Source organism: Micromonospora sp. NPDC005291 (genome assembly GCF_040607415.1).
GTDB lineage: Bacteria > Actinomycetota > Actinomycetes > Mycobacteriales > Micromonosporaceae > Micromonospora.
In genome coordinates, this window is record NZ_JBEXGR010000003.1 from 401,716 (window position 1) to 428,067 (window position 26,352).

20 protein-coding genes and 1 riboswitch are annotated in these 26,352 nt (G+C 71.6%); of the genes, 8 read left to right on the top strand and 12 right to left on the bottom strand.

Annotated elements, in window-relative coordinates; genetic code table 11:
* The first annotated feature begins 348 nt into the window (after window positions 1–348).
* Complete coding sequence (locus ABZT18_RS06305; RefSeq protein WP_354995052.1) at window positions 349–1,527, top strand: ABC transporter substrate-binding protein; 1,179 nt, start codon at window positions 349–351, stop codon at window positions 1,525–1,527.
* Between the two features lie 135 nt (window positions 1,528–1,662).
* On the opposite strand, the gene ABZT18_RS06310 is transcribed toward ABZT18_RS06305, so the two are convergent.
* Both ABZT18_RS06310 and ABZT18_RS06315 read right to left on the bottom strand, forming a co-directional pair.
* Window positions 1,663–2,523, bottom strand: coding sequence for an ABC transporter permease (locus ABZT18_RS06310; RefSeq protein WP_355250674.1), 861 nt, complete (start codon window positions 2,521–2,523; stop codon window positions 1,663–1,665).
* A gap of 101 nt (window positions 2,524–2,624) precedes the next feature.
* Window positions 2,625–3,653 (bottom strand): ABC transporter substrate-binding protein, encoded by a 1,029-nt coding sequence (locus ABZT18_RS06315; RefSeq protein WP_355250677.1) that lies wholly within the window; start codon window positions 3,651–3,653, stop codon window positions 2,625–2,627.
* 270 nt (window positions 3,654–3,923) lie between these two features.
* Here ABZT18_RS06315 and ABZT18_RS06320 point away from each other — a divergent pair, with 270 nt between their 5' ends.
* From ABZT18_RS06320 to ABZT18_RS06335, 4 genes are all read left to right on the top strand, one after another.
* Window positions 3,924–4,709, top strand: a complete 786-nt coding sequence (locus ABZT18_RS06320) for an ABC transporter ATP-binding protein (protein ID WP_354995049.1) — start codon at window positions 3,924–3,926, stop codon at window positions 4,707–4,709.
* 2 nt (window positions 4,710–4,711) lie between these two features.
* Window positions 4,712–5,662, top strand: coding sequence for an LLM class F420-dependent oxidoreductase (locus ABZT18_RS06325; RefSeq protein WP_354995207.1), 951 nt, complete (start codon window positions 4,712–4,714; stop codon window positions 5,660–5,662).
* Window positions 5,659–5,967 (top strand): cupin, encoded by a 309-nt coding sequence (locus ABZT18_RS06330; protein ID WP_354995048.1) that lies wholly within the window; start codon window positions 5,659–5,661, stop codon window positions 5,965–5,967. Before ABZT18_RS06325 ends, ABZT18_RS06330 begins: the two co-directional genes overlap by 4 nt.
* A gap of 67 nt (window positions 5,968–6,034) precedes the next feature.
* Window positions 6,035–8,875, top strand: coding sequence for a hypothetical protein (locus ABZT18_RS06335; protein ID WP_355250680.1), 2,841 nt, complete (start codon window positions 6,035–6,037; stop codon window positions 8,873–8,875).
* A 67-nt stretch (window positions 8,876–8,942) separates the two neighbouring features.
* On the opposite strand, the gene thiC is transcribed toward ABZT18_RS06335, so the two are convergent.
* The 7 genes from thiC to thiE form a co-directional block, all read right to left on the bottom strand.
* Window positions 8,943–10,535 (bottom strand): phosphomethylpyrimidine synthase ThiC, encoded by a 1,593-nt coding sequence (thiC, locus tag ABZT18_RS06340; RefSeq protein WP_355250683.1) that lies wholly within the window; start codon window positions 10,533–10,535, stop codon window positions 8,943–8,945.
* Between the two features lie 17 nt (window positions 10,536–10,552).
* Window positions 10,553–11,338: a bifunctional hydroxymethylpyrimidine kinase/phosphomethylpyrimidine kinase gene (thiD, locus tag ABZT18_RS06345; RefSeq protein WP_355250686.1), complete on the bottom strand. Its 786-nt coding sequence runs from the start codon at window positions 11,336–11,338 to the stop codon at window positions 10,553–10,555.
* A gap of 88 nt (window positions 11,339–11,426) precedes the next feature.
* Window positions 11,427–12,065: a thiamine phosphate synthase gene (locus ABZT18_RS06350; RefSeq protein ID WP_355250689.1), complete on the bottom strand. Its 639-nt coding sequence runs from the start codon at window positions 12,063–12,065 to the stop codon at window positions 11,427–11,429.
* 47 nt (window positions 12,066–12,112) lie between these two features.
* The gene (locus ABZT18_RS06355) at window positions 12,113–12,892 is read right to left on the bottom strand and encodes a thiazole synthase (protein WP_355250692.1); all 780 of its coding nucleotides are present in this window, start codon (window positions 12,890–12,892) and stop codon (window positions 12,113–12,115) included.
* Window positions 12,889–13,089, bottom strand: coding sequence for a sulfur carrier protein ThiS (gene thiS, locus ABZT18_RS06360; protein ID WP_354995042.1), 201 nt, complete (start codon window positions 13,087–13,089; stop codon window positions 12,889–12,891). Before thiS ends, ABZT18_RS06355 begins: the two co-directional genes overlap by 4 nt.
* Window positions 13,080–14,273 (bottom strand): glycine oxidase ThiO, encoded by a 1,194-nt coding sequence (thiO, locus tag ABZT18_RS06365; protein WP_355250741.1) that lies wholly within the window; start codon window positions 14,271–14,273, stop codon window positions 13,080–13,082. The genes thiS and thiO overlap by 10 nt, the downstream gene beginning before the upstream one ends.
* The gene (gene thiE / locus ABZT18_RS06370; protein ID WP_355250695.1) at window positions 14,270–14,896 is read right to left on the bottom strand and encodes a thiamine phosphate synthase; all 627 of its coding nucleotides are present in this window, start codon (window positions 14,894–14,896) and stop codon (window positions 14,270–14,272) included. The genes thiO and thiE overlap by 4 nt, the downstream gene beginning before the upstream one ends.
* A riboswitch (TPP riboswitch) is annotated at window positions 14,891–15,000 on the bottom strand. It overlaps the preceding gene by 6 nt.
* 311 nt (window positions 15,001–15,311) lie before the next feature.
* Here thiE and ABZT18_RS06375 point away from each other — a divergent pair.
* Window positions 15,312–21,155, top strand: coding sequence for a ThuA domain-containing protein (locus ABZT18_RS06375; protein ID WP_355250698.1), 5,844 nt, complete (start codon window positions 15,312–15,314; stop codon window positions 21,153–21,155).
* Window positions 21,156–21,220: 65 nt separating this feature from the next.
* A complete protein-coding gene (locus ABZT18_RS06380; RefSeq protein WP_355250701.1) occupies window positions 21,221–21,766 on the top strand; it encodes a hypothetical protein in 546 nt (181 codons plus the stop codon).
* 87 nt (window positions 21,767–21,853) lie between these two features.
* Here the strand turns inward: ABZT18_RS06380 and ABZT18_RS06385 are convergent, their stop codons facing one another.
* Genes ABZT18_RS06385 through ABZT18_RS06395 form a run of 3 tightly spaced genes read right to left on the bottom strand, consistent with a single transcriptional unit; the run spans window position 21,854 to window position 25,181 of the window.
* Complete coding sequence (locus ABZT18_RS06385) at window positions 21,854–22,816, bottom strand: aldo/keto reductase (RefSeq protein WP_355250704.1); 963 nt, start codon at window positions 22,814–22,816, stop codon at window positions 21,854–21,856.
* Window positions 22,817–22,854: 38 nt separating this feature from the next.
* Window positions 22,855–24,534 (bottom strand): ATP-binding cassette domain-containing protein, encoded by a 1,680-nt coding sequence (locus ABZT18_RS06390; RefSeq protein WP_355250707.1) that lies wholly within the window; start codon window positions 24,532–24,534, stop codon window positions 22,855–22,857.
* A gap of 41 nt (window positions 24,535–24,575) precedes the next feature.
* Window positions 24,576–25,181 carry a methyltransferase gene (locus ABZT18_RS06395; protein WP_355250710.1) on the bottom strand — a complete coding sequence of 202 codons (606 nt, stop codon included), beginning with the start codon at window positions 25,179–25,181 and terminating at the stop codon, window positions 24,576–24,578.
* 103 nt (window positions 25,182–25,284) lie between these two features.
* On the opposite strand from ABZT18_RS06395, the gene ABZT18_RS06400 reads away from it, so the two are divergent.
* On the top strand, window positions 25,285–26,343 hold the full coding sequence (locus tag ABZT18_RS06400; protein WP_355250713.1) for a hypothetical protein: 1,059 nt from the start codon (window positions 25,285–25,287) through the stop codon (window positions 26,341–26,343).
* The last annotated feature ends 9 nt before the right edge of the window (window positions 26,344–26,352 follow it).

Genomic DNA, 26,352 nt, shown 5'->3' on the forward strand with positions numbered 1-26,352 from the left:
GATCCTGTTTGGGAAGCCGCAGTGGGGTAGGAAACGGTCGGACGGGGCGCATCCCGTGATCCGGGCAACTGATACCTTCATTTCCGCAAGCCCCTGAACAGGGCATGTAACTCCAGAGTGGTCACGCGTGTGTGCAAAGTGAGCTTTTGCAAACATTGCGTTACCCCAGCATGTGGGATGGCCGTCCCGAAAATGCTGCCGGGGTCCGCGCTTGACCACAGCGCCGGCCATTGGCAAGGTTTTGCAGGCTTCGCGCACACCGTACGGCAGAGGAGATCCCGCCCTCCACTGAGGACGGATTAGCGGCGGTGACCGGGCAGCGCCCGCGCCCGCACCTGGAGGACTGAGTTGAGCCCCATCCGCTCCGCGACCATCGCGGCGCTCGCATCGGCCGTAGTGGCCACCACACTCACCGGCTGCCAGTTCGGCGGAGCGGAGCAGGACACGAGTCCGATCGTGATCCGCGCCGACCTCGAACTCTCCGGCGCCGCGGCTCCGGTTGGCCGGACATACCAGCGGGCCCTGGAACTCAAGGTCGAGCAGTTGAACTCCTCCGGCGCACTGAACGGCCGGAAGATCGATCTGAAGGTGAAGGACAACCGATCCGACGCCGCCGAGTCACTTCGCAACATCGCCGACTTCAGCAGCGATTCCCGGGTCAGCGCCATCATCATGGGCGGCTGTAACGAATGCGCGGTCGGTGCTGTCGGCACCATCAACGAGAAGCGGATTCCCACCATTGCGCTCGCCGCTTCCGGCGCGATCGCCAGCCCGGTCGCGGAACGGCGCTACGTGTTCAAGCTGGGCCCCAACGCCCCGGACAGCGCCGCCGCACTGACCACGGAACTGCGTCGCAACAACGTGCGCAAGGTGGGGCTGCTCATCAGCGACGATGACTATGGCCGGGAGGGCGCGGCCGCACTCAAGAGCGAGTTGGACAAGGCCAGAATCACGCTCCGCCAGCAGACGGCCAAGACCACCGACACCGACGTCAGCCAGCAGATCCAACGGCTCGCGTTGGGCAAGCCCGACGCGCTCGTCCTCTGGACCCCGCCGGAGCAGGCGACACTGGCCGCCACCAGCGCCCAGCAGACCACCTTCCGTGGGTCGCTCTTCTTCGACGCCGGTGCGGCCGGCGACCTCTTCCTCGGCGCCGCGGCCAAGGCGACCGAGCGGGCCACGCTGATTTTCACCCAGACGATGGTGATCGACGACGTGATCGCGACCACGCCGGCGAAGGCGGCGCGGCGGCAGTGGTTCCAGGACTACACCGCACGCTTCGGCGGCTACAACGGGTCCTCGTCCTTCGCCGCGGACGCCGTCCAGCTGATCGCCGACGCCGAACTGCGCGCCGGCGGCCCCGTCGGCAAGGTCGACCGCAACGGCATCCGGGACGTGCTGGAGACGTCCCAGATGGATGGCCTGTCCGGCCCGATCCGAATGACGCCGGACAACCACAGCGGGTTGATGCCGCAGGCGCTCACCACGCTGGTCGCCCGCAACGGTCGGTGGCGGTTGGCGGGGTAACACGCTGGGTCAGGATTGATCCCTGCCGCCGGGCACGGTAGGCCACACCCTGTGCGCCAGCAGCGTCGATGGAAAGGGCCGGCCTCCTACTGGGAGGCCGGCCCTGCGCGTTCTGGTGGGTTGGTCTGGCAGTGGTCAGTGGCTGCTGGTGGTCTCCCGCACCCAGGGCAGCGCGATCCGCTCGATCAGCAGGAGCGCCGAGTAGAGCAGGATGCTCACCAACGCCACCAACATGATCGCCGCCCACGCGGTGGCGGCGTCGCCGTTTCCGGCGTACATCAGGATGATGTAACCGAGGCCACTCTCCCCGGCCTGGAACTCACCGATCACCGCGCCGATCGCGGCCAGCGGCATGGCCACCTTGAGCCCGACGAAGATCTGCGGCAGCGCGGCCGGGAAGCGCACCTTGCGGAACGCCTGCCAGCGGGAGGCGTTCCAGGAGCGCACCAACTCGGCCAGGTCGGCCGGCGTGGTGGTCAGCCCGGTCGCGGTGGAGAGCACGATCGGAAAGAAACAGAGCAGGAACACCATGGTCAGAATCGGCTTCTGACCCCAGCCGAGCGCCACCACCAACAGCGGGCCCAGCGTGATCTTCGGCACCGCGTTCACCGCGACCAGCAACGGGGTGAACATCCGCTCCACCGTGCGGGAAGTCGCCAGGGAGAGTCCGATCAGGATGCCTGCGGCCACCGACAGGGCAAAGCCGAACACGATCTCCTTCAGCGTGGCCCAGGTGTGCTCCAGCATCTGGGCGGGCTTGTCGACGAACGCAATGAGGACGTCGCCGGGCGGCGGCAGGGCAAACGGGTGGACGAGCTCCAGCCGGGCGACCAGCCACCACACCGCCAGCGCGATCAGGAGGCCGGCCGCAGGCAGCAGCGCTACCCCGGCCCCGGCCCGGAGGCCGGCACCTCGACCCGCGCGCCCCGCCTCGGGGTCGGCACCCGGCGGTGGGGGTGCCGCAACCGCCGGGTCCGCTGACCGGACGTCGGTCATCTTGTCCTCCTCGAAATCCCACGGCCCCCGGGGGCCGACGAGCGACGGGGGTACGCCCCACCGGAATCGGCGGGACGTACCCCGTGATGACGACCAGACGATCAGGCCTTCGGCGCGAGGCTGAAGTCGATGATCTGCTCGGGGGTGATGTTCTGCTTCAGCGCGCCAGCGCCCTGCAGGATGGCGATGCTCTTGGCGACCCGACCGCTGTCCAGGGTGCCGATCGCGGTGCCGGTGTTGCCGGAACGGACGTACGCGGCCATCAGCTCCAGCTCGGCGGCGGCGGCGACCGGGTTGGCGGTGTCGACGTTCTTCTTCAGGATCTCGCCGGCCTCCTTGGAGTTGGCCAGGCTGTACTCCAGGCCCTTGAGCAGCGCCGCGGAGAACCGCTTCACCATCTCGGGCTTCTCCTTGGCGATCTTCGAGGACGTGATCAGCACGTTGCCGTAGAGGTCCTGCATCACGTTGCTGTACGGCAGCATGACGGCCTTCTTCTTGGCCACCGCCTCGATCGTCGGCTGGCCGACGACGAACTGGCCGATGCCGTCCACCTGGCCGCCGGCCAGCGTGCCGATCAGGTTCTGCGCCTCACCGTTGACCCAGGTCACCTTGCTCGCGTCCACACCGGCGAGCCGGGCGTACGTCGGGAAAAGGTTGCGGACCACGGACCCGGGGGTGTCGGCGAGCTTCTTGCCCTCCAGGTCCTTCGGGGAGGCGATGTTCTTGCCCTCGACCGAGGCGATGCCCGCCATGGTGCGCTGCTGGATCGCGGCCACCACGGTGAAGTCCTTCGCCTGGCCGTTGCCGACCTGGAGCAGACCGCCGGTGAGGTCGATCGGGCCGAAGTGGGCCTGGCCACCGACGACGGTCTGGATCACACCACCGGTGCCCTGACCGGCCTTGATCTCAACGTCGAAGCCCGCGTCCTTGAAGAAGCCCTTCTCCTTCGCCACCCAGGCGTAGGAGTCACGGCCGAACTGGCCGAACGAGGTGAGGTAGGTCACCTTCTCCAGGGTCTTGCTGTCGCCGCCCTTGGCCTCGTCGGCATCCGACCCGCTGCTGCAGGCGGAGACAAGGGCGAGGGCGGTGGCCAGCGCGGCCGTAGCGACCGTACGGGTCAGCCTTCTCATCAGTGCACCATGTCCTTTCCGACCGGGGCCGGCAGGCCACCGGAGGGGGTTGTCGCGACGGGCCGGCAGGAGGGGTGGAAGCCGGACGCCGCCGTCGTGAGGGGACTCTTCGCGGGCACAGCGTACGAGAAACCCACCTTTGCGACGCCAGGCGTATCGGGTTGCGGAACGGAAACAACCTGACGACCACCCCGGACGGTGCGATACACAGACAGGCCCGCTAGCCTTTGTCGGATTCCTGACCGTCCACTCAGCGGAGGTCCGCCGGAGATGATCCGACTGTCCGGGGTGTCCCGTACCTTCGAGGGCCGATCTGGCCGGGTGGAGGCGCTGCGGGGCATCGACCTCGACGTCGCCGAGGGTGAGTTCGTCGCCGTGCTCGGCCGCTCCGGCTGCGGCAAGTCGACCCTGCTGCGGCTGATCGCCGGGCTGCTTCCGCTGACCGCCGGCGAGATCACCGTGGCCGGTACGCCGATCGTCCGCCCTCGCCAGGACATCGCCATGCTGTTCCAGAAGCCGGCGTTGCTGCCCTGGCGCACCGTGCTGGACAACGTCATGCTGCCGGTGGAGGTCTTCGGCTGGAGCCGCACCAAGCACCGCGAGCGGGCCCGGCAACTGCTCGACGTGGCCGGCCTGGCCGGCTTCGAGAAGCGACTGCCGCACGAACTCTCCGGCGGCATGCAGCAGCGGGTCTCGCTGTGCCGGTCGTTGATCGGTGAGCCCCGGGTGATGCTGATGGACGAGCCCTTCTCCGCGCTGGACGCGCTCACCCGCGAGGAACTCTCCGGCGAGCTCCAGCGGGTCCACATGGAGAACAAGCCGACCATCGTCTTCGTCACCCACTCGATCGACGAGGCGGTGCTGCTCGCCGACCGGGTGGTCGTGCTGAGCCCCCGCCCCGGCCGGATCCGCAAGGTGGTCGACGTCGCCATCCCCCGGCCTCGCACCCTGGGCCGCAACGCCCACCTGGCCGATGTCGCCCAGGTCAGCGCCGACCTCCACGAGCTGTTGATGGAACGCGACCAGCCGGCCGCGGCCGGCGCGGAAGGACGATGAACATGCGGGTGTCGGTCTTCACCGAGCCGAACCGGGGCGCGAGCTACGACACCCAGCTCCGATTCGCCCGGCTGGTCGAGGCCTGCGGCTACGAGGGCTTCCTCCGCGCCGACCACTACCAGTCGATGGGCGCCGACCCGGGCCTGCCCGGCCCGACGGATGCCTGGCTGACCCTCGCCGCACTCGCCCGGGAGACCGAGCGCATCCGGCTCGGCACCCTGGTGACGTCGGCCACCTTCCGCCTGCCCGGCCCTCTCGCGATGATGGTCGCGCAGGTCGACCAGATGAGCGGCGGTCGGGTCGACCTGGGCATCGGCGCCGGCTGGTACGAGCGCGAGCACACCTCGTACGGCATCCCGTTCCCGGCGGTCGGCGAGCGCTTCGACCGGCTGGCCGAGCAGCTTGAGGTGATCACCGGGCTGTGGCGGACCCCGGCCGGCGAGACCTACAGCTTCACCGGCGACCACTACCGGCTGGTGGACGCGCCCGCCCTGCCCAAGCCGGTGCAGGTGCCCGGGCCACCGATCATCGTGGGCGGGCGCGGCCCCAAGCGCACACCCGAACTGGCCGCCCGGTACGCCGACGAGTTCAACATGCCGTTCAAGTCCGTGGCGGACACCGCCGGGGCGTACGACCGGGTGCGTGAGGCGTGCGAGCGCACCGGGCGGGCGGAGTCCGGGCGCGAGCCGTTGGTGCTCTCCGCCGGGATCGTCGTGGCCATCGGCCGGACCGACGCGGAGGCCCAGCGGCGGGCCGCGCCCCTGCACGAGAAGAGCGCGCTGCCGCCGGAGGACCCGGTGGTCGGCTCACCCGCGCAGCTCGCGCAGCGGATCGGCGAATTCGCCGCGATCGGCGCCACCCGGGTCCACCTGCGCCTGATCGACTTCGCTGACCTCGACCACCTTGAGCTGATCGCCGCCGAGGTGCTCCCCCAACTGGACGGACAACGATGACCAACGTGATCGACGGAACCGAACTCGGGCCGGTGGGTCAGGAGATCGTGTACGAGAACGACCGGGTCCGGGTCTGGCACATCCGGCTCGAGCCGGGCGAGCGGCAACCGCTGCACCGACATGACCACCCCTACCTGGTGGTGGCGATCGAGGGCGCGAAGAACATCGTGCAGACCATCGACGGCACCCGCATCGACGCCGACGAGCCCACCGGTGGAGTGGTCTACCGGGACCCGGGAGCGGTGCACATGCTCACCAATGTCGGAGACACGACTTACGTCGCTCGGCTGGTCGAACTCAAGTAGACCGGGCCGGCGCGCCGCGCGGCGCGCCGTTGGCGATCGGGTGTACCGGGTGCGTAACGTGCCCGACATGGCCTTTCGGACCTGGGGCAGACTGCTGCTCACGGCGCTCGGGGTGAGCGTGCTGGCCGGGGCCGGCCAGCTCGGCGTCGCGTACGGTTTCGGCATCGTCCGGCTGACCGGCGCCTTCACCGGTACGACCGTCAACCAGTGGCCGGCCCAGCTCGTCTGGGTGGGCTGGTTCGCCGCGAACGCCGCCGTCGTCGGCGCCGTCCTGACCGGACGTCTCGCTCACCGGGACGCTCCTGCGGCCAGCACCGGCCGACAGTTGGCAATCGGTGGCGCGGCCGCGCTCGGCGCCACCATCATCGCCCCGCTCTGCATGCAGCCCGCCCGCGCCGCGGAGTTGATCTCCGTCGACCCGGTCTGGGCGGTGGGCATCTGCGCCGTACTCGGTGCGGTGATCGGGGCGGGCGCGGCGATCGCGGTCCTGCTCCGGCCCGAGCTGGGCTGGAACATGGCGGCTGTGGCCGGCGCGGTCTGGCTGCTGGCGCTGATCTCCGTCCTGCCGTCGCTCGGCGCGACCGGCACGCTGCCGACAGCCCGGCTCGGCGTGCTGGAGCCGAGTTGGCTGAACGACGCGGCCGCACAACGGCTGGCGCTGCTCCTGCTGCCCACCGTGGCACTGCTGGCCGGCGCGGCGACCGCCGGTTTGGCTCGCCGGCGGGGCCAGGCTCCACTGGTCAGCGGGGCCACCGGGGTGGCCGGTCCGGTGCTGGTGGCGTTCGCCTACCTGACCGCCGGCCCCGGCGACGCGGTGGACCGTTACCAGGCCGCCCCCTACTACGGCTCGTTGATCGCGATCCTCGCTGGCGCGCTCGGCGCGGCTGCCGCCGCCCTGCTGCGCTGGCCAGCGGGCGCCCGCACCGCGGATCCGCAGGCGATCGAGCCCACCGACATTCTGCGCGCGCTGCCCGCCGGCCCGGCCCTGCCCGGCGCCGAGTCGGCGAAGTCGGCGAACGACCGGGACACCGCCGAGCCCGCCGGTGCGCAACTGGCCAACACGGATCGTTCTGCCGGAAAGCCGGCCGATGTGGAGCTGGCCGGGGCTGCCCCAGCTCCGTGGGCCGCCGGTGGCCCTGATGGCGTACGCACCGTCCCGGCGCACTGGGACTGGCCGGCGACCACGGCGAGCGGCCAGCACGGTCCGACCCCTGCCGCTCCGGCGACGCCCGCAGCCTGGGTGACCGACCCGACCGGTGAGTTCACCGCCGGAACGAAGACGCCCACGTCGAGCCGGGACGATGCCACCTCCCGTACCGACACCGAGCCCTCGGCCACCACCGAGCCGTTGGCCACCACCGAGCCGTCGGCCAGCACCACGGCTGGGCGCGCCGATGCCGCCACTCCGACCGGCGGCCCCGGCGACGACGAGCCGACCAGCAGCGCGACGACGGCCACGACCGACAGCGCGACAACGGTCACGACCGACAGCGCGACGACGGCCACCAGCGGCAGGCCGACCGGTGACCGCACCATCAGCAATGACACCGCCAGCGCGGTCACGACCAGCACGGGCACAGCAAGCACGGGCACCGCCGACCCCGGCACCGCCGAGGCGCCGCTGACGCCCAAGCCGCGCCGGACCCGCAAGCCGAAGGCCGTTCCGGGTGCCGCCATCTCGAACGCGCCCGACGGCACGCCGCCATCCGAATCGGAGGCCACCGCCGAGCCGACCACCGGCCGCACCAGAAAGACCACCCGGCCCGGCAGGTCCGCCAACAGCACCGACTCTGGTGAGGCCACTCACACTCCTGCGCCCAGCAGGAAGAGGCAGGGCACCGGGCCCGGCCTGACCACCGAGTCCATCCCGCCCGCTACGTCCGGCACGCCGACGGCAGCAGCCGACCCGACCACCCCGGCTGCCACCACCGACTCGACGGGGGCACCGGCCGAACCGACCGTCACCACCGGCCCGATGACGAAAGCGGCCGACTCGCGCACCCCGGCCACCGCCACCACCGGTCCGACGGCGGGACAGGCGGACGCGTCCACCACCGGCCCGAAGGCGGGACAAGCGGACGCGGCCACCACCGGTCCGACGGCGCCACCGGCCGAATCGGCCAGTGATTCCGCAGCCGTCAGGGCTGGCGGGACCGACAGCGCGCCCGCCACCGAGGGCGGTTCCACCGCCGGGTTGTTCGGGGTCACGGCCGACAGCGACCCGGCCGCGGAACGGTGGACGCCGGCCCCGTCGGCCTGGCCGGTCACCTCAGCGTGGACGGTGCCGCCGCAGGCCCCTGACCCGGGGTCGACGGCATCGGAGATGCCGACCGGGCCGGATGAGCCCACCGAGCAGACGCCGAGGCCCCGGCACCGGGCACCGCTGCCGGACCTGAGCCGGGCCGGCACCTGGAACGCCTTCAACACCGCCCGCCGCGCCCGGCCGACGCAGTCGCAGGACAGCTCGGCTGTCTGGACGGCGCCGACCGGCCCGGCCGCAGCGAGCGAACCGGTCGCTCCGGCCGAACACGCGACCGACGCCGCCCGACTTCGGTCGGCGGCCACTGCGTCTCCCATCGTGCAGGAGCAGGTTGGCGCGCCCTCCGATGCCGCCACCAGCACCGACGACCCGGCGAGCACCGACGCCCCATCGGGCGCGTCGACGCCCAGCAAGGTGGCGGAGCAGCCCTCCCGGCGAGGACGGCTCGGCGGTCTGTTCCGCCGCAACCGGTCCCGGGGCGACGAGGAGGGCCAGGAGACGTCGGACGCGACGGAACCGCTGCCGACGCAGGACGAGGAGTTCGTCGACTGGGTCGCCGGTCTGAGCAAGCCGGTGTCGGACAATGAGCCGGAGCAGGAGAACGGCCGCCGGTCGCTGCGCTCCACTGGTCGGCACCACCGCGACTGACCCCACCCCGACGGCACGTCGGACCGGCCGGGCGGTCCGCCAGTCGCCTGTCAGAGCGTGGGACAGGTCAGGCCAGCGGCAGGTAGACCCTGCCGCCGCCGGAGACGAACTCCTCCGACTTGTCCTTCATGCCGCGCGCCGCGTACTCCTTGAGCTCCTGGGTGATCTTCATGGAGCAGAACTTCGGGCCGCACATCGAGCAGAAGTGCGCCGTCTTCGCCGGCTCGGCGGGCAGCGTCGCGTCGTGGTACGAGCGCGCCGTCTCCGGGTCCAGCGAGAGGTTGAACTGGTCCTCCCAGCGGAACTCGAACCGCGCCTTCGACAGCGCGTCGTCCCAGTCCTGCGCCCCGGGGTGCCCCTTGGCCAGGTCGGCCGCGTGTGCCGCGATCTTGTACGCGATCACGCCCGCCTTCACATCGTCACGGTCCGGCAGGCCGAGGTGCTCCTTCGGGGTGACGTAGCAGAGCATCGCGGTGCCGAACATTCCGATCATCGCGGCGCCGATCGCCGAGGTGATGTGGTCGTACGCCGGCGCGATGTCGGTGGTCAGCGGGCCGAGCGTGTAGAAGGGCGCCTCGTGGCACCACTCCTGCTGGAGGTCCACGTTTTCCTTGATCTTGTGCATCGGCACGTGCCCCGGACCCTCGATCATCACCTGGACGTCGTACGCCCAGGCGACCTTCGTGAGCTCGCCAAGGGTGCGCAGCTCGGCGAACTGTGCCTCGTCGTTGGCGTCCGCGATGGAGCCGGGGCGCAGCCCGTCGCCCAGGGAGAACGTCACGTCGTACTGCGCGAGCAGCGAACACAGCTCCGCGAAGTTGGTGTAGAGGAAGTTCTCCTCGTGGTGCGCCAGGCACCAGGCCGCCATGATCGAACCGCCTCGGGAGACGATGCCCGTCACCCGGTCCACGGCCAGCGGCACGTACGACAGGAGGACCCCGGCGTGCACCGTCATGTAGTCCACGCCCTGCTCGGCCTGCTCGATGACGGTTTCCCGGAACACCTCCCAGCTCAGCTTCACCGGGTCGCCGCCGACCTTCTCCAGCGCCTGGTAGATCGGCACCGTCCCGATCGGCACCGGGGAGTTCCGCACGATCGCCTCGCGGGTCTCGTGGATCCGCTTGCCGGTGGACAGGTCCATCACGGTGTCCGCACCCCAGCGGGTGGCCCAGGTCAGCTTCTCCACCTCCTCGGCGACCGACGAGCTGACCGCCGAGGTGCCGATGTTGGCGTTCACCTTGACCAGGAACGCCTTACCGATGATCGCCGGCTCGCACTCCGGGTGGTTCACGTTGAGCGGCAGCACCGCCCGGCCGGCGGCGATCTCGGCCCGCACGAGTTCCGGGTCGACGTTCTCCCGGATCGCCACGAACTCCATCTCCGGCGTCACCACACCGGCCCGCGCGTACGCGAGCTGCGTGGGCCGGCGACCGTCCGCCCCGGCGAGCGGCGTACCCGCCCCTCGCACCGGTGCCACGTCACCCCGCTCGGCGATCCACGGCCCGCGCAACGGCGGCAGCCCCACCTCCGGGTCGGAACCGGGGCCGGACGTGTCGTAGAGCCGTACCGGCGGATGGTCTCCGGTCAGCGGCACCTCGGCGAACGGAACCCGGACATCAGGCCGCGACCCCTCGACGTACACCTTGCCTCGTGCGTGCATGACAGCCTCCCTGGTGATCAAGCGGACCAGCCGAAGTGGTTCAGCGGCCCGCGGCCCGCGCCCAGCTCCCAACCCCGCGCGCCGGTCAGCGCACGGAGCACGTACTCCTTGGCGGCCCCGACCGCCACCGGCACCGGATCGCCCAGCGCGAGCCGCACGGCGACCGCAGCCGAGAACGAGCACCCGGTGCCGTGGGTGTGCCGGGTGGCCACCCGCGGGGCGCGCAACAGGGTGGTGACTCCGTCGCCGTGCAGCACGTCGACCGCCTCTCCCCCGTCCAGGTCGCCGCCGGTGACCACGACGTACTCCGGACCGCCGGCTCCGAGGGCCTCGGCGGCCACGACCATCCCGGCCACGTCGTCCACCGGGTGCCCGGTGATGGCCGCGGCCTCCGCGCAGTTCGGCGTCGCCACCCTGGCGTACGGCAGCAGCCGCTCCACCGCGCCCACCACGCCGAGCCGGTGACCACTGGTGGCGACCAGCACCGGGTCGACGACGAGCTGGGGCAGCCGGCCATCCCGTGCCGCCTCGGCCACCACGTCGGCCACCGCCGGGGTGCCGAGCATCCCCGTCTTGACCGCGCAGACCGTGAAGTCGGTGAGCACGCTGTCCAGCTGCTCGGTGACCGTGCGCGGGGGCAGCGGCAGGACGGCGTCGACACCCCGGGTGTTCTGCGCGGTGACCGCCGTGAGGACGCTGGTGCCGTACGCGCCCAGCGCGGCGAAGACCTTGAGGTCGGCCTGGATGCCTGCGCCGCCGCCGGAGTCCGAGCCGGCGATGGTGAGGAGTGTGCGCGGGGTCATCTTTCCTCTTTGGTTGCGGTTGGGGGGTGCGGCGGGCCGTTTCTGGTTGCGGTTTGGGGCTGCGGCCGACCGTGCCCACTCCGGGCGGTCAGGCTTGATCCCTGCGTGGGCACGGTCGGCCGCAGCCCCCGTCGTGGGGACCTGGGTGCCTCCGGCGGGCTTGGAGATGCTCAGGGGTGACCGCCTCGGCATAGGCGCTGGTCAGGGTGGCGGCTACCGCACACGGGTCTTGGGCTCGCATGAGTGCGCCCAGCACTGCTACTCCGGTGGCTCCTGCTTGGACGCAGGCCGTTACCTGTTCTGGTGTTTCCACTCCGCCGAGCGCCAGCACCGGTACGGGCCTGGTCTCGACCAGCTTTTGCAGGCCGCTTGGTCCGAGGGGTGGGCCGTAGCCGGGTTTTGTCCTGGTGGGGTAGACCGGGGAGACGGTGGCGTAGTGCTCGGTGGTGATCCGGTCCAGCTCGGTGTGGTCGTGGCAGGAGCGGCCGACGAGCGCGTGGGTCGGCGGCGGGTACGGGCCGGCGGCGGGCAGGTGGACGGCATCGCCGTCGAGCGGGTCGGGGCCGGCCACGATGAGGGTTCCGCCGACGTCGACGAGGATCGCGCGCAGGTCGGCCGCGAGGGCGGCGCGCTCGGCGCGGGGCAGGTCCTTCTCCCGCAGCACCACCCAGCGCACTCCCCCGGCCACAGCCCTCGCCACGACCAGTTCAAGCCCTCTCCGTGCCATCAGCCGATCCGTCAACACCACGACGCCCGACGGGGGTGGGGTGGGGGTCACAGGTCGGGTCTCCCCTCGTCCGAGGTGGAGGCAAGCGCGTGGAAGCGACGGGCGATCCGGCCGGCACCTGCGGCCAGCTGGCCCGCCTCGACGGCGTAGCGCATCGCGGTCGCCATCGCCACCGGGTCCGCGGCCCGGGTTACCGCGCTCGCCAGCAGCACCGCGTCGCAGCCCAACTCCATGGCCAGGGCCGCGTCGGAGGCGGTGCCGATGCCGGCGTCGAGGATCACCGGCACGTCCACACCCTGACGGATGAGCCGGATGTGGTGCGGGTTGCCGATGCCGAGCCCCGAACCGATCGGTGAGCCGGCTGGCATCACCGCGGCGCAGCCCACGTCGGCGAGCCGGCGGGCGAGCACCGGGTCGTCGCTGGTGTACGGCAGGACGGTGAAACCGTCGGCGACCAGCTCCTCGGCGGCGCGCAGCAGCTCCACCCCGTCGGGCAGCAGCGTCCGCTCGTCGCCGATCACCTCCAGCTTGATCCATTCGGTGTCGAACGCGTCCCGGGTCAGCCGGGCCACCTTCACCGCCTCGGTCGCGGTGTGGCAGCCGGCGGTGTTCGGCAGCAGCCGTACCCCGCACCGGTCCAGCAGCTCCAGCAGGCCGCCGGTTGAGCCCGGTGCCGTGCCCACCCGGCGCAGCGCGAGGGTGACCAGCTCGGTGCCGGAGGCCCGGATCGCCTGCTCCAGCACGTGCAGGTTCGCGGCGCCGCCGGTGCCGAGGATCAACCGCGAGGTGAACGTCACCCCACCCAGCTCGAAGGGCACGCCGCTCACCCGCCCTGCGCCGCGGTGAGCACCTCGACCAGGTCGCCGTCGCGCAGCACCGTGGCCGGCCATGCTGCCCGGGGAACCACCTCGCCGTTGACCGCGACCGCCACCCCACGCTGCTCAGGCACCATCTCGCGGACCAGGTCCGCCACCGACGCACCACCGGGGACGCTGCGTCCGGCCCCGTTCACCGTCAACTCCACCGGTCCCCCTCCATCGTCGGTTCAGGTCCGCCCGACCCGGCCGCACCAGGCCCGGCCGCACCAGACCCGGCCGTAGCGCCGGCAGGGAACCGTTCGGGCCCGAAGGGCGCGAGCAGCGGGTCGGGTACGCCGGTGAGCACCAGGTCGGCGATCAGGTCGGCGGTGATCGGGGTGAGCACGATGCCGTGCCGGTGGTGCCCGGTGGCGGCCAGGACGTCGGGCCGGCCGGGCAGCGGCCCGAGGATGGGCGCGTTGTCCGGGGTGCCCGGGCGCAGCCCGGCGATCGCCTCGACCAGGTCGTACTCGGCCAGCTCGGGCAGCAGGTCGACGCCGGCGCGGAGCAGGCGCTGCACGGCACCGGCGGTGACCGTGGTGTCCGGCCGCTCCTCGACCGTCGCGCCGAGCACGACCTCGCCGTCGGCGCGGGGCACCAGGTAGACGGGTTCGCCGTCGGCGTACCCCCGGATCACGTGTCGGAAGCCCGGCGCGCCGCCATCGGGCGCGCGTAGCCGGAGGATCTGGCCCTTCACCGGCCGCACGGGCAGGCTGGTGAGTGCGGCGGCCCCGCAGCCGGCGGCGACCACGGTGATCCGTGCGTCCACGTCGGACAGGTGGTGAACCGCTTGCGGTACGAGCACCGCGCCGGCCCGCTGCGCGGCCGTCCGCAGCGCGGGCACCAGCAATCGGGGGTCGACCTGGTGGTCGGTGGGCGCGAGCGCGCCGCCGCGCACCCGTGGGGCGAGCGCCGGCTCGCGGTCGCGCAGCTCGCTGGGGCGCAGAGGGGTCACGGGCAGGCCCAAACCCTGCTGGTACGCCCAGAGCCGGCGGGCCTCGGCCAGGTCGTCGCTGGTCAGCCCGACCATCAGGGTGCCCTCGGTGCGGTAGCCAATCTCGGCGCCGGTCGCCTCGGCCAGCTCGGCGGCGAACTCCGGCCAGCGGGCGGCGGACGCCAGCAGCAGTCCGGTCAGCTGCCGCTCACCGAAGTACGCCTCGGCGACCGGGGAGAGCATGCCGGCGGCCACCGCCGACGCCCCCGAGCCGGACGCCGGATCGTGCACCGCCACCCGCAGCCCACGGGCGGCGCAGCGCCAGGCGATCGCCAGCCCGATCGGCCCCGCCCCCACCACCGCCACGTCCGGCCGGGCCCGGTCGCTCGATCGCGGTGACGGGAACCGGCCGGTCAGCACGTCAGGGCCTCGATCAGCTCGGCGGTCGCCCGCGCCGGGTCGGCGGCAGCGGAGAGGGCACCGACGACCGCCACGCCGTACGCCCCGGCGGCTCGGAGAGCCGGCACCCGGGCGGCGGTCACTCCGCCGATCGCGATGACCGGCACGTCGACGGCATCGGTGACCGCGCGTACCCCCGCGGCGCCGATCGGGTCCGGCAGGCCGGACTTGGTGCTGGTGGTGTGGCACGGCCCGACGCCCAGGTAGCTGGCGCCCGCCGTGACGGCCTCGGTCGCCGTTCCCGGCGCGCGGGCGGTGGCTCCCAGCACGCCGGTGGGGCCGAGCACCCGGCGGGCGGCGGCGACCGGCAGGTCGTCCGCTCCGACGTGCCCGCCGGCGGCGCCCACTGCCAGCGCCACGTGCAACCGGTCGTTGACCAGGCAGGTCGCCCCGTACGGCGTGCAGAGCGCCAGCACCCGCCGGGCCAGGTCGTACGCCTCGCGGTCGGTGGCGGAATCCTCGACCCGGACCTGCACCACGAGGTCGGCGCGGGCCGCCGTGAGGGCGGCCCGGACCACGGTGAGTGGGTCCCGCCCCGGTCGGGTGTCGGTGATCAGATGCAGTCGTCCTAGGGACGGCACGGCAACGCTCCTCCCTGCGCCGGCATTACCCGGATCAGGTTCGACGGTCGGGGGCTGTCAGCCCCCCTCTCAGCCCGGTACACCGGACTCCCGTGGGTTACTTGCGTGTCACCGTACGACAGATCCGCCGGTCTGCCAAGGCGTGGTTCGGCGGCGGCCGGTGGGCCGGGCCGCGCCGAAAAGAGCGAGAAACCTGGGGCACTTCATGTGGTCCTGATCGGTTTGTCGCCTGCCGTTGCAGAACCGTTACCCGCCCGCATCTTGCCCGACATTGAGCAAGTCGAATTAATTTGTTTAGCGATTCGACAAAATGCTGGTGTGGGCACCCTGGCACGGTGTCACCACCGGCTCCATCCGGGACGGTCTTCGGCGAGCCGGCCCCGCGATCCCTGTCCACTGCGACATAGGAGGCGGCGTGCCCCGTTCTCGTCGTGCCCGCGTACCCATCACCGCGACTCTGATCTCCCTGGCTGTCGCCTCGACGACCCTGTTCGGCATGCCCGCGCAGGCGGCTCCGGCCGCCGCGCAGGTCCCCCCGCGAGAGGCGCCCGCCGCAGCCCCGGTCACCCAGGTGGTGCCGAAGCCGGCAAAGGCCGCCGACGATCCCTTCTCCGTCCTCGTCTTCTCCAAGACCGCCGGCTTCCGGCACGACTCCATCCCCACCGGGGTCGCCGCCATCCAACAGCTCGGTGCCGCCAACGGATTCACCGTGGACAACTCCGAGGACGGCGCCGCATTCAGCGACGCCAACCTGGCGAAGTACAAGGCGGTGATCTGGCTCTCCACCACCGGTGACGTCCTCGACGCCGAGCAGCAGGCGGCGTTCGAGCGCTACGTCCGTGCCGGTGGCGGTTACGTCGGCATCCACGCCGCGTCGGACACCGAGTACAGCTGGGCCTGGTACGGCGATCTGGTCGGCGCGTACTTCGCCAACCACCCGGCGAACCAGCAGGCCACGGTCAAGGTGGAGGACCACGCCCACCCGTCCACGGCCGAGCTGCCGGACCGCTGGTCCCGGTTCGACGAGTGGTACAACTACCAGACCAACCCCCGGCCGGACGTGCACGTGCTGGCCAGCCTGGACGAGAAGAGCTACACCGCGGGGGCCGGCGCGATGGGTGCCGACCACCCGATCGCCTGGTGCCAGGACTTCGACGGTGGCCGATCCTGGTACACCGGAGGCGGGCACACCCGGGAGTCGTACGCCGAGCCCGAGTTCCTCTCCCACCTGCTCGGTGGCATCCAGACCGCGGCCGGTGTCGCGGCTGGCGACTGCGGCGCCTCGAAGACCGCGAACTTCGAGAAGGTCACGCTGGACAGCAACACCAGCAACCCGATGGAGCTGGACATCGCCCCCGACGGGCGGGTCTTCTACATCGAGCGCGACGGTCGCGTGCAGATCGTCAAGCCGGACACCGGCAGCACCGTCACCGCCGTCGACCTGGACGTCTTCACCGGCAACGAGGACGGCCTCATCGGCATCCGGCTCGACCCGGGCTTCGCCACCAACAAGTGGGTGTATCTCTACTACGCCCCGAACGACGGGGTCACCCGCAACCTGCTGTCCCGGTTCACCGTGACCGGCGACACCATCGACCCGGCCAGTGAGAAGCAGGTGCTGCGGGTCGACACCCAGCGCAACACCTGCTGCCACGCCGGCGGCAGCATGACCTTCGACGGCGCGGGCAACCTCTACCTGGCCACCGGTGACAACACCAACCCGTTCGAGTCGAGCGCGTACTCGCCGCTCGACGAGCGGCCGGGCCGCCAGGACTACGACTCGCAGCGCACCTCCGCCAACACCAACGACCTGCGCGGCAAGGTGATCCGGATCCACCCGGAGGACGACGGGACGTACACCGTCCCATCGGGCAACCTCTTCGCGCCGGGCACCGAGAAGACCCGTCCCGAGATCTACGCGATGGGCTTCCGCAACCCGTTCCGGATCGGCACGGACCCGAAGACCAACACGCTGTACGTCGCGGACTACGGCCCGGACGCCAACGCGGACAACCCGACCCGGGGCCCACGGGGCCTGGTCGAGTGGAACGTCGTCACCCCCGGCAACTACGGCTGGCCGTACTGCACGGGGACGAACGAGGCGTACAACGACTACACGTTCCCGTCCGGCCCGAGCGGCGCGAAGTTCGACTGCGCGGCGCCGGTGAACAACTCGCCCAACAACACCGGCCTGACCAACCTCCCGCCGGTCGTTCCGGCGACCGTCGACTACGGGTACGCCGGTGACGCGCGGTACCCGGAGATCGGCGGCGGCGGCGCCCCGATGGGCGGCCCGGTCTACCGGTACGACGCGGACCTCAACTCCAACCGCAAGTGGCCGGCCTACTACGACGGCAAGGCGCTGCTCGGCGAGTGGAACCAGTCGAAGATGTACACGATGCAGCTGACCGCCGACGGTAAGTCGTTGGTGGACATCAACCAGTTGCTCACCGGGATGAGCATGGTCCGGCCGATGGACTTCGAGTTCGGCCCGGACGGCGCGCTGTACCTGATCGAGTGGGGCACTGGCTTCGGCGGCAACAACGACGACTCCGGCATCTACCGGATCGACTACACCGCCGGTGACCGCGCGCCCATCGCGGTGGCGGCCGCCACCCCGACCTCGGGGCCCGCCCCGTTGACGGTCACCTTCTCCAGCGCCGGCTCTCGCGACCCGGACGGTGGCACGCTCACCTACGCCTGGACCTTCGGCGACGGGCAGACCTCGACCGAGGCCAACCCGACGCACACGTACGCGACGGCGGGCAGCTTCACCGCCCAACTCACCGTCACCAACCCGAAGGGCCGTACCGCGGTGGCCAACGTGCCGGTCACCGTGGGCAACACCGCGCCGACGGTAACCATCGAGTTCCCGCCGGACGGAGGCTTCTTCAACTGGGGTGACCAGGTCCGCTACACGATCAAGGCGACCGACCCGGAGGACGGGCAGATCGACTGCGACCGGGTGCAGCTGCAGGTGCTGCTCGGTCACGACGAGCACGCCCACCCGCTGGAGCAGCACACCGGCTGCACCGGCACCGTCCAGACGTCACTCGCCTCCGGGCACGGCGCCGAGGCGAACGTCTTCGCGGTCTTCGAGGCCACCTACACCGACGACGGCGGCGCTGGCGGGTCCGGCCCGCTCACCGGCCGGGCCATCGAGATCCTTCAGCCCAAGCAGAAGCAGGCCGAGTACTTCACCGCCACCGGGCGTGCGCCGGTGAGCACCGGCGGCGGAGACGCCGGTGTGCAGCGGGAGACCGGCGCCGACACCGCCGGCGGCGGCCAGAACATCGCGTTCATCGAGGACGGCGACTGGTGGTCGGTCGCTCCGGCGGACCTGACCAACATCACCGAGATCCGGTTCCGGGCCGCCTCGGCCGCCGCTGGCGGTCGGATCGAGGTCCGCGCGGGCGCGGTTGACGGACCGGTGGTCGCCACGGCCACCGTGCCGGCGACCGGCGCGTGGCAGACGTACACGGACGTGAGCGCGCCGGTCACCGGTGCCGCAAGCGGCTCGCTGTACTTCCTGGCCCGCGATCCGAACGGCGGGACAGGCTCGCTGTTCAACGTCAACTGGATGGACTTCGTCGGCCGCGGCGTCACCGAGAACGCGCCGCCGGTGGTCAGCGCCACCGCCACCCCGGCCACCGGCACCGCGCCGGTCACCGTCGCCTTCGACGGCACGGCCACCGACGCCGAGGGGGACACCCCTCTGACGTACGCCTGGGACTTCGGTGACGGAGGCACGGCGGCCACCCTGGACGCCAGCCACACCTACACCAGCCCGGGCACCTTCACGGCCACCCTCACGGTGACCGACAGCAAGGGTGCCAAGGCCTACGCCGCGGTGCCGGTGCGGGTGGACGCGCCCGACACGTCCTGCTTCGGGGCACGTTCGGACGACTTCAACGGCACCAGCCTCGACAAGGGCCGGTGGACCAGCGTGGTCCGGGAAAACCAGCTCTACTCGGTCAGTGGCGGCGCGCTGCGGCTGCCCACGGGGGTGGGCGACCTCTACGGCGCTCGCAACGATGCCACCAACCTGGTGCTCCAGGCGGCCCCGACCGGCGCCTGGGAGATGACCACCAAGGTCACCCTGCCGGTGACGGCCAACTACCAGCAGGCTGGCGTGCTCGTGTACGGCGACGACGACAACTACGCCAAGCTCGACCTGCTGTACAACGGCAGTCGGCGGGTGGAGTTCATCCGGGAGACGGCCGCCACGCCGCGCAACGATGCCGCCGACAGCGCCGCCGCACCGGCGGGTGACACCGTGTACCTGCGGATCACCAGCGACGGGACGAACCTGACCGCGTCCGCCTCGGGCGACGGACAGACCTTCACCCCGGTCGGCCGATCGGCCGAGCTCGCCGGCATCACCAACCCACGGATCGGGGTCTTCGCGCTCAACGGCGGCACCGAGGCACCGGTGGTCGACGCGGCCTTCGACTCGTTCCGGGTCACGCCGGACGCCCCGGCCGGGCCGGTCGATCCGTCGGACGAGTTCACCGGCGGCTCGCTGGACAAGTGCCGGTGGGACGCGATCCTGCGGGAGGACCCGACGGGTTACCGGGTCACCGGTGGCGCGCTGCGGATCGACGTGCCCAACGGTGACATCTACGGCACCGACAACACCGGGCCGAAGAACTTCATCCTCCAGACCGCGCCGTCCGGCGACTGGACCCTGGAGACGAAGGTCGACGGCAGCCTGCTGAACGAGCAGTACCAGCAGGCCGGTCTGCTCGTGCAGGCCGACGACGACAACTACCTGAAGTTCGACTTCATCGCGGACAACCAGGCCGGCCAGACGGTGACGCGGCGGATCGAGTTCCGCAGCGAGATCGCCGGGACGGTGCAGAACCCGCAGCCGGAGGCGGCCAACCTGACCGATGCCGTGTGGCATCTGCGGCTGGCCCGCACCGGTGACACGTTCACCGCGTCGTACTCGGCGGACGGCACGACCTGGACCGCGTTGACGGCGCTGACCAACAGCGCGGTCGGTGCCACCCCGAAGGTCGGGCTGTTCACCCTCGGCGCCAACCAGACGGCCTCGAAGACCGCCTCGTTCGACTACTTCCGGCTCAGCACGGAGGTGGCCGACGACGAGACCGCACCGGTTACCACGGCGGCGGTTTCCGGCACCCCGACCGACGGGTGGCACACCGGGCCGGTGACGATCACGCTCACCGGTGCCGACGAGGCCGGCGGTAGCGGGCTCGCCGGCACGGCGTACCAGCTGGACGGGGCCACCACCTGGACGGACTACACGGCACCGGTGCAGGTCAGCGGGGACGGCGAGCACGAACTGCGGTTCCGCTCGACGGACGAGGCGGGCAACGTGGAGTCGACGAAGACCGTCTCGGTCAAGATCGACACCACCGCGCCGGTGACCTCGGCGACGTTCGCTCCGGCGAACGACGCCGGCTGGCACGACGGGACGATCCCGGTCGTGCTGACCTCGACCGATGCCGGGTCCGGCGTCAGGACGGTGGAGTGGTCGCTGGACGGTGGCGCCTGGACGCCGTACACGACGCCGGTCCAGGTGACCGGTGACGGGCAGCACGAGCTGCTGTTCCGCTCGACCGACAAGGTGGGCAACGCCGAGACGCTCAAGTCGGCGGTGCTGCGCATCGACGGCACCAAGCCGACGCTGCTGGTGTCCGGGATCGCCGACGGCCAGCTCTACGGCGACAGCCAGGACGTCCGGGTGTCCTGGCAGGCCGTCGACCCGACCTCGGGCATCGCGACCGTGGTCGGCCAGTTGGACGGCAACGCGTACGCCAGCGGCACTCTGCAGGCCATGTACGAGCTGCCGCTCGGCCTGCACGAGCTGACCGTGACCGCGACCGACAAGGCGGGCAACAAGACCACCTCGACGGTCCGGTTCTTCGTCACCACCTCGTTCCGGGACATGCAGGGTCTGCTGGACCGGTTCAAGGCGACGGGGCGGCTCTCGGCCAAGGCGCACAAGCAGCTGATCAACAAGCTCGACGCGGTCCGCAAGTCTGAGGCGGCCGGCGACGACAAGGCGGCGGTCAGGCAGCTGACCGCGTTCCGGACGCTCGCCGCCGACGCCACGCTGGTGCCGGAGGCGGAGATCCGGGATGTCCTGATCCGGGACGCCGATGCCATGATCGTCCGGCTCGGCGGCGCGGCCAGCAAGGCCGGAGTGAAGGCGAACGACGGCGAACCGGTCAAGGGCACCGGACGGCTCGGTGGCGATGCCACCCGGCTCGCACCCGGTCGCCAGCTCTGATCCGACGAGGCCCCTCCCCGACGCTGCGGCGTCGGGGAGGGGCCTCCCTCATCCCTAGTGGGGAGATGCCCGTGACGGGTATCCGCAAGGTGCTGGCCGCCGTGTTCGCCGGACTGGCCCTGACCCTGGTCACCGCGACCCCGGCGGCCGCTCAGACCGACAAACTCAAGCTGGCGGTTGCCGGCGACGGGGCCGAAGGGGTCACCATCCAGGCCACCTACGCCGATGGCCGTCGGCTGGACAAGCTGGTGCGGTTGATCCTCACCGCCACCGGCCCGGACGGACAAGAGCTCGGGCCGGTACAACTCGAACCGGCACCCGAGGGCCAGGGCTTCTACACCACCGGTCCGCTGCTCTCCGCCGGCAGTTGGCGGGTGAAGGTGAACGCCCCCGCTCCGCATCAGAGCGAGGCCACCGCCACGGTGCAGGCCAAGCCGCAGGCGCAGGCCCCGAGACAGTCGCCCTCGCCGAAGGCCGCCCGCGACAGTGGGGCGGCCGAGGGCATCACCTGGTGGTGGACGGTCGCAGCGGCCGGCCTCGTGCTCGTCGCCGCCGCGATGGGCGTGGGCATACTGCTCGGCCGCCGCCGCACCAATACGCAGAACGACTGATCGACGCGACGTCCGGAAAGCCGGGGTGTCCCAGACCGCGGGGCACTCCGGCTTTCCGGGAACGATGCGCGCTCGCCGTCCGCGGGCTCAGAGGATGGCGCGCAGCGCCGCCAGGTCCTCGTCGCTGGGCTCCCAGGTGCCGGCGGCGGCATTGGCGCGTACCTGCTCGGGCGTGGTGGCACCGGCGATCACCGAGGTCACCGCCGGCTGAGCGGCCAGCCCGCCGATCGCCACCTGGAGCATGGTCAGCCCGCGCTCGGCCGCGTACGCCTCGATCGCCTCGATGGTGTCCCAGTCGGCTGCGGCGAGCCGCTCGGCGTACCGGCCACCGCCGGAGAGCCGGCTGCCGGCCGGCGGCTGACCCGCACGCTTGTACTTGCCGGTGAGCAGGCCGTTGGCGAGCGGGAAGAACGGCAGCATGCCGAGGCCGAACCGCTCGCAGGCCGGGATCACCTCGGTCTCCACCGACCGCTCCAGCAGGCTGTAGTGGTTCTGCGCGCTGATGAAGCGGGCCCGGCCGTTGGACGAGGCGACCCAGTCCGCGTCGGCGATCTGCCACCCGGCGAAGTTGGAGTTGCCCAGGTAGCGCACCTTGCCGTCGCGGACCAGGTCGTCCAGGGCGGCCAGCGTCTCGTCGATCGGGGTGCCCGGGTCGACCTCGTGCATCTGGTAGAGGTCGATGTGGTCGGTGCCGAGCCGGCGCAGCGACGCCTCGACCGCGCGGGCGATGTAACGCCGCGAGCCCCGAGCGCCGAAGTCCGGCCCGTTGAGGCCGTTCATGTCCATGCCGAACTTGGTGGCCACCACCACGTCGTCCCGGCGTCCCTTGAGCGCCTGCCCGAGCAGCTCCTCGGAACCGCCCTGCGGCTCGCCGTAGATGTCGGCGGTGTCGAAGAGGGTGATCCCGGCGTCCAGGGCCGCGTCCACCACCGCCCGGGTGCCGTCGAGGTCGAGCTTGCGGCCAAAGTTGTTGCAGCCGATGCCGACCACGGACACCACGAGCCCGGAGTCGCCCAGCCGGCGATAGGTCATCTCAGTCACGAGATCCACCCTATGCCGGTCGGACGCACCGATGCCCCGGGGACCGGTCAGCCGACGTCCCAGACCGGCTCCGGGGTCTCCACCACCTCGCTGTCACCGCCGAACAGCACGAACCGGTCGAAGGAGCGGGTGAACCAGCGGTCGTGGGTGACCGCGACCACCGTCCCCTCGAATGCGTTCAGGCCCGCCTCCAGCGCCTCCGCACTGGCCAGGTCGAGGTTGTCGGTGGGCTCGTCGAGCAGCAGCAGGGTCGCCCCGGACAACTCCAGCAGCAGCACCAGGAAACGGGCTTGCTGCCCTCCGGAGAGCGTGCCGAAGCGTTGGTCGCCCTGCGCGGCCAGCTCGTAGCGGCTGAGCACCCCCATCGCCGCGTGCCGGTCCATCCCCGTGCGGTGTTCGTCACCTCGCCAGAGGATCTCGACCAGCGTCTTCGACATCAGCTCCGGCCGGTCGTGGGTCTGGGAGAAGTGCCCGGGGCGGACCCGGGCGCCCAGCCGGGCCATGCCGTCGTGTGCCACCGGGGCTAGCGCGCCCGCCCCGTCGACCGGCCCGTTCGCCGGGTCGGGGTCGGTGCCGCCCCGGGCCAGCAGCCGCAGGAAGTGCGACTTGCCGGTGCCGTTGGCACCGAGCACCGCCACCCGATCGCCGTACCAGATCTCCAGGTCGAAGGGGTAGGTCAGGCCGTCGAGCTCCAGCTGCTCGCAGATGACCGCGCGCTTACCGGTCCGCCCGCCGCTCAGCCGCATCCGGATGTCCTGGTCCTTTGGCGGTACGGGCGGCGGCCCGGCCTCCTCGAACTTGCGCAGCCGGGTCTGCGCGGCCTGGTAGCGCGAGGCCAACCCGTCGTTGTACGCCGCCTTCTGCTTGTACATCAGCACCAGCTCGCGCAGCTTCTGGTGCTCCTCGTCCCAGCGCCGACGCAGCTCGTCCAGGCGGGCGTGCCGAGCCACTCGCGCGGAATGCCAGCTGGCGAAACCGCCGGGGTGCACCCAGGCGCTGCCACCCTCGACGGCGACCACCCGGTCGGCGCTCTGGGCCAGCAACTCGCGATCGTGCGAGACGTAGAGCACCGACTTGGTCGACTCGCGCAGTCGCGCCTCCAGCCAGCGCTTGCCGGGCACGTCGAGGAAGTTGTCCGGCTCGTCGAGCAGCAGCACTTCGTCCGGGCCGCGCAACAGCAACTCCAACGCGAAGCGCTTCTGCTGGCCGCCGGAGAGCGTACGCACCGGCCGGTCCCGCACGGCGTCCCAGGGCAGGTGGAGCACGATGGTCGCGACGGTGTCGAAGAGCACCTCGGCGTCGTACCCGCCGGCCTCACCCCAGGCGCCCAGCGCGTCGGCGTACGCCAGCTGGGCCTTGCCGGCGGCGTTGCTGAACTTGCCGTGGGCCTCGGTCGCCCGCATGGCCGCCTCGGTCTCGCCGAGCCGGCGGCCAGCGTCGCGCAGCGACGGCGGGGCCAGCGACAACGCCAGGTCGGCGAGCGTCGACTCGTCGCCGATCATGCCGATGAACTGGCGCATCACGCCCAGCCCACCGGCCCGTGCGACGACGCCGCTACGCACCGGCAGGTCGCCGGCGACCATCCGCAGCAGCGTCGTCTTCCCCGCGCCGTTCGGCCCGACCAGGGCGACCTTGCCGCCCTCCCCGACCCGGAACGACACGTCGGCGAAGAGTTCCCGACCGTCGGGCAGAATGTGCCCGACCCCTGCCACGTCCACGTATCCCACGCCGGGATCCTGCCCCACCAGGGCTCGGGGGGTACATCCAATTACCGGGTGACCCGCAGCACCCGGAAGCCCTTCTGGCTGGCGTACCGCTCGACCTGCCAGCTGTGCTCGGTGAGCCAGCGCTGCAGCGAGTCGCCGCCGAGGTGCCGGGCGACCACCAGCCAGCCGACGCCGTCCGGTGCGAGCCGGGGCAGCCAGCGCAGCAGCAGGTCGTGCAGCCCGTCCTTGCCGATCCGGATGGGTGGGTTGGACCAGAGCTGGGCGAACCGGACGTCTGGCGGCACGTCATCCGGCGCGCTGACCCGGACCCGGTCACCGGCGCCGATCCGGACCGCGTTGGCGGCCGTCAGCTCGCGGGCACGGGCGTTGACGTCGACGGCCCAGACGGTGCTCGTCGGCGCGAAATCGGCCAGTACGCAGCTGATCGGCCCGAATCCGCAGCCGAGGTCGAGCAGATCGCCGCTGGTCTCGACGGCGGGCAGTTCGGCCTTGCGCAGAAGCACCGCCGTTCCAGGGTCGAGCCGGCTGGCGGAGAAGACCCCGCCGGCGGAGACGAGCCGGTAGTCGCGGTCGGCGACGGAGAACTCGACCTCGCGCGCCGGAGCGTCGCTGGTGGGCTGAGCGGTGAAGTAGTGGTCGCCGGTCACGCCGGCAATTCTCGCACCGGCCGGGGCGGGCCACGACACGGCCCACGCGCACATTTCCCCAATATTACCCCCTAAAGGGACAATGCCTCCTACTCTGGGCGACATGGTGTATCGGTACGAGTCCGATGAGGACGCTTTCGAGGAGTACCCGGAGCCCGGGTCCGACCTGTCGGTGCTCGGCGCCGGGCCGCCGCCGCCGGCCGGGCCCTCTCCGTCACGCTTCCCCACGCCGTCGCTGCCCCGGGCGAATCAGCTTTCGCTGCCCTCATCGCAGCCACCGCCGGCCCGTGTCGACATTCCGCCCGCAGCGCCCCGCAGCCAGGTCTACACCTCGGCGCAGCCGGCGGACCCCGCCACCCGGCGCAACGGCGGGCGGCTGTGGCAGGTGGTGATCGGCGGCGCGGCCGTCCTGGTTCTGCTCGCCCTCTGCGGCCTGGGTGCCGCCGCGCTGCTCATCGACCGCGACCAGCAACCACAGGCCACCCCGACGTACCAGCCGAACGCGGCCCCGACGTCCGCCGCGCCGGAACGGCTGGCCCTCGACTCCCGGGACACCGACCAGGCCCCGCTCACCGCCAAGGAACTCTTTCCCGGCAAGGAACTGAAACTCACCGCCGGCCAGCCGAGCTACCAGGTGCTCAAGACACAGTCCAGTGGCAGTTGCGCCGTCGCCGCCACCGGCGAGGTCGCCGACCTGCTGGTCCGGCTCGGCTGCAACCAGGTGGTCCGGGCCACGCTGCGTACGCCCGACGGCGACCACCTGGTCACCGCCGGCTTGTTCAACCTCACCGACAAGGTCAGCGCGGAGCGAGCCCGGGACCGGATCCGGCAGCAGCTCGACGAGCGGCAGGGCCGGTTCCGTGGTCTGACCGGCGGCGACGGCACCGACGTGCTGGCCACCGCCCCGGCACGGGTCGGTTGGCAGGTCCGTGGTCACTACCTGGCGTACGCGCTGGTGGTCCGCGAGGACGGGGCGGCGATCAAGGCGGGTGACACCAAGGTCCGCGAGATCCTGTTCGACATGATCGAGCTGCACCTCAGCCGGGGCGTGCTGCAACAGCGGGCCGACGGTGGCACGGCCGCGCAACCGACGGCCGCGCCGACCGACAACAACGGGAGCCAGGGCGGCAGCACAGGCAATAGCGAACTGCCGGGCGACTGATCCCCGGCA